Source organism: Bacteroides sp. ET71 (genome assembly GCF_023336905.1).
Classification (GTDB): Bacteria; Bacteroidota; Bacteroidia; order Bacteroidales; family Bacteroidaceae; genus Bacteroides.
Genome location: NZ_JAMBLS010000066.1, coordinates 1 through 4323 on the forward strand (window position 1 = coordinate 1; position 4323 = coordinate 4323).

Genomic DNA, 4323 nt, shown 5'->3' on the forward strand with positions numbered 1-4323 from the left:
ATTTAGAGAAACCCAAAACAGCTTCATCAAAGTATTGCTATCCACCAAGCTGCAATAAAGTTCCTCATCTTTGATATTGGCAGCCTGTAAAGTCTCACGAATAACCTTGTAGCAATTCAGTCGCACTTCAAAGCGATATATCCTTTTATCAAAGCCAACCTTTAAGGCGATATAATCCTTAGCACTATTCTCTGTCAGTTCCAAAGCCTTATTATATGCGCTCAACACCAAACTATCATCGTTGTTTTTAACGTAGAAAGATTTGTCTTGATAACGATTCTTTCTCGTGCCAACTGAAACATGGATCAGGGAATGTATTTTCTCATCCATCGACTTTATTTTCTTATCGTTTATGACAAAATCCACATCCTCATTTTTCAGCAGCTTATAGAATCTGTTTATTATATTCACATTGCTATCAAATGCAAGATGTAGCTTTGAAATTCTGAAAAACTCCAAATGTAGGGCTTGCTCAATATACGAGATACCTCCCAGCATATAATCTTTATAGAGTATTGGATTGCGAACAGACAGATACACATAAGGACGCATAGGGTTAGGACTACCAAAGAACAAATCACCAATTACTGTATCATCCCCATCATCGCCAGGCCCAAGTACGACAAATTGGTGATGGTAGTTTCTGTTTTCGATTCTCTTTATTGAGATTTCTCCATATTCCCCACATTGCAAGTAATCAAGACTTTCAATGTAGGCACGTGTTTCTTCATTCCACGTATAAGTTATTTCTAACTTATCAATGCTGACATCAAATTTTGTTTCAAACATTTTCTTCTTTATTTTCTAAATTATTATTTTCTTCATAAGGAATTCTTTCCCAATACTTCTTCATAGCCTCGCTTATTTTAAGCCTTGTTGAGACTGTTTGCTTTCTGCCTCTCATGGCCTCGCTTATCTTTTTGCGAGTCTCCTGTTTTAATTTTCTTTCTTTTCTCATCTAAATTTATATATAGCTTATTATTACTAACTTTTCAACCCATTCTAACTATAAATATCTTTTATGTTGAAAGAGTACAACTTTTTAGCTAAAAAACAAAATCAAAATCGAAGTTTTTTAAGGAATAGGATAAATCGCCTATTGATTGAGATATAATGCAGCTTAAAGTTTGAGCGTTTAATGCGTAATTTGCGCATTGATGTGATATATTGCGTAATTTACGCATCTGTATTCTGAAGCAAACTGTATTCAAACAAATCTATTACACCATAAGAATACATTTAATTATTGTATTCTATTTTATCTTTGATTTTCTTGCATACTACAAGAGAAATGATTATCTTTGCATCAGTAAATGAAGGAATTGAGAACTAATAAACAATAGCAGTTATGAAAGCAGTTATATACGCTCGTGTAAGCAGCACCAATGACAGGCAGAACACAGAAAGACAAATTGCAGACTTGACGAAGTATGCAGAGTATAAGGAGATGGAAATTTCCAAAGTATTTGAAGAAAAGATAAGTGGAGCAAAGAAAAACGCTGAACGTCCTGTTTTTGTTGAGGCAATGAACTTCTGCAAGACAAACAAAGTAGACATATTGTTGGTGTCTGAACTTAGTCGTTTGGGAAGAAACGCCTTTGAAGTATTGGAGACTGTTAAGCAACTCGTAGATGAAGGCATTAACCTCTATATGCAGAAAGAACAGTTTACACTATTGGATGAGGAAGGAAAGCCATCCATGTTTGCGCCTATTATGATTGCTACATTATCCACTTGTGCGCAGCTTGAAAGAGAAAACATAAAGTTTCGTCTGAACAGTGGTCGCCAACTTTATATCGAAAAGGGAGGCAAACTTGGACGCAAGGAAGGCAGCAAGAAAACGACAGAGCAAAAGCAAGAGGAATACAAACAAGTATTACGAGAATTAAAAAGAGGTACTAGTATTCGTAAGGTTGCTAAATTATGTGATGTGAGCGTTTCAACAGTCCAAAGGCTTAAAGCAGAATTCCATCTGTAAAAGTGAAATATACTGCACTTTATAAGCAAATAAAAAGGTCGGCTACCAGTAAGGAAACCAACCTTTCTTTCTCTAATCAAATCAGTTATATGCTCATATATTCACAACTCATTGTACCATCCAGCGTAATAACATTAGACTCATTATCTCTCTCTGCATATTTTACGTTATCGAAGTAAAATGTTGCACGACCATTTGTGTAGCCTTGAAAGGTTATTTTTCCATCTACATATTGGTTATAATCTGTGCCTTGCATTACATCTGTCAGATATTCAATATCACTACCATTCTCAAGATTGAGCGTATAGCCATCGTTTAGGGTAGATGGGTCAATACGTTCAACGACGATATTGATGTTTATATGTGGGTACAATTCAAATTCATTCGTCCCAGCAGGATATAATTCACCTTGAATACAAGTAGGCCCATTTGTCGTGTAATTCACACATTTGCAGGAAGCCCCAGTTGTTGGATGTTCACTATATGGAAGCCCATTAACAGTAAAAGAACTGCCAGTTGCGTTATTATTAGGCTCATCGTCATCTTCACTGCACGAAGATAACGAAAAAGACGTAATAGCGAATAATGCTATAAACAAACGATAAAGATACTTTTCCATATCAATTAGAATTTATATGTTGCGCCAATACCAAAGACAGCTTGGTCAAAATCGCTAATCAGTTGATATTTGACTTCAAAATTTACGCCCCATTTGTCGTTTATGGCATATTGAACACCTGCACCCAAATTCACGCCAAATTTACTTTCGTGGGCAGACTCACTTTCCCCTGTAACCTCTGATGCATCCTCAATAAGTCCAGCATCTATCATATCTTGTATTTCTTCAGGAGAAAAAGCATCATTACTCCATCCCCCTGTAACCTTACAGTTGGCATAAGTCAGACCAACCAAAGGATAGACAGCGAACTTTTCAGCAAATGGAAACAGATAATGGGCATTGACATTTATATCCCACATTGACGCTCCATCCTTTTTAAAGAAATAATCGAATCCACCTTCAAGACGAATGGCATCAGTAATACCATATTGGTATTTTGCGCCCAAACCCACGTTTGAGATTTCAGTACCATAGTTGAGGTTTAACCCAACTCTTTGCTCGCCCTTTTGGGCAAATGCGCCAACGCTTACCAGCGCAACGCACAACATCAGAAATAATTTTTTCATTGCTCAATGATTTTATTGTTTATTACTTGTTTTGATAGTCCTTGCTTCAGCGATAGACAATAAAAAACGTGGACTATTTACTGTGTATCTATTTTCTTGGTATCGCCAAACACCATACGTTCAAATACAAGTAAAAGCCCACGCTATGAGCGCAGGCATCAACTTTGTACTTCTTGAACGTTTCTTTAATTTGGCGATTTCAGAAAATAAGAATGTACACAAGCTAACGCTTTTTATCTTATGTCTTTATTTTGATAATCTATACCATAGGCATATCCTTTTTGATTAACGCTACAAAAGTAGTTAAATTATTTTAGATTCTTGCTCATTTGGCTCAAGAATAACGTGTTAGACGAAGTATTTTATTACTTTTGCAAGAAAATAGAGGGGATAAGAAAAAGAACAAGTGCGAATAACACCTATCCTAACTCACTTATAATCAGTAGGGCTTAAGAAGTTGCGAAGTTCTTAGACCGTCAAAACCAAAGCGTCCAGTAACGCCTTTTATGTATATGTTGCCCGCCCAACCGCGCCAGCAGAGTGACATCGGCGTGGAGGACATGCCACAAAGGTACTGCTTTTCATCCTAAAAATCAAAAAGCTTTTCCTAATAAAATCAGACAAAAGAAAAGGTTTCTGCTTAGCTGCTCAGCATCATAATATTTTAGTCGATTTAGACATCCCTTTGCCGAAGCAAACATACACTTATCGTCTCGGTAAAAATCTCACAATGATTACGCTAGGAGTTTTTCCATTACAAACGCCATTCCCCTTCGAAAAGCACCTATATTTATAAACAAATATTACCTCCAGAATCACGCCCCTCCGAACTCTGACCAAAGTCCTACCAAAGTCGTACCAAATTCGTTCCAGGTTCGAGTGCTTAGAAACGAACAAAGAACGAATCTGGAACGAGTTTGAAAGCAATAATTATGCAGATATTTTACTTACAAGCACATTGTTTTTTTAATGAGCAGGCAATCTTATGCCACCTCATTTGAGATGATGGGAAGAGGTTAAAAAGAATAAAAAGAAAAACCGGATGCTGCCCGGAAAAGCTACGGCAAGCGTAAAATCAGCTAGAATGAAAAATACATTAGTGTCCCGTTAAAATGGGACGAGTTAAACAATTAATCAAATAGCTCCGGAATCAGGGGATT

5 protein-coding genes are annotated in these 4323 nt (G+C 36.6%); 1 reads left to right on the forward strand and 4 read right to left on the reverse strand.

Annotated features, from left to right (window positions below):
• Both M3090_RS14885 and M3090_RS14890 read right to left on the reverse strand, forming a co-directional pair.
• Window positions 1–789 (reverse strand): hypothetical protein (locus M3090_RS14885; protein WP_249057608.1); only part of this gene is annotated, 789 nt, incomplete at its 3' end.
• A complete protein-coding gene (locus M3090_RS14890) occupies window positions 782–958 on the reverse strand; it encodes an NUMOD3 domain-containing DNA-binding protein (RefSeq protein WP_249057610.1) in 177 nt (58 codons plus the stop codon). The genes M3090_RS14885 and M3090_RS14890, both read right to left, overlap by 8 nt.
• 390 nt (window positions 959–1348) lie before the next feature.
• On the opposite strand from M3090_RS14890, the gene M3090_RS14895 reads away from it, so the two are divergent.
• Window positions 1349–1978, forward strand: coding sequence for a recombinase family protein (locus tag M3090_RS14895; protein ID WP_249057612.1), 630 nt, complete (start codon window positions 1349–1351; stop codon window positions 1976–1978).
• Window positions 1979–2063: 85 nt separating this feature from the next.
• Here the strand turns inward: M3090_RS14895 and M3090_RS14900 are convergent, their stop codons facing one another.
• Together M3090_RS14900 and M3090_RS14905 are read right to left on the reverse strand one after the other, a co-directional pair.
• Entirely contained in the window at window positions 2064–2597 is a 534-nt protein-coding gene (locus M3090_RS14900; protein WP_249057614.1) for a hypothetical protein, read from the reverse strand.
• Between the two features lie 5 nt (window positions 2598–2602).
• On the reverse strand, window positions 2603–3163 hold the full coding sequence (locus M3090_RS14905; protein WP_249057615.1) for a porin family protein: 561 nt from the start codon (window positions 3161–3163) through the stop codon (window positions 2603–2605).
• Window positions 3164–4323: the final 1160 nt, after the last annotated feature.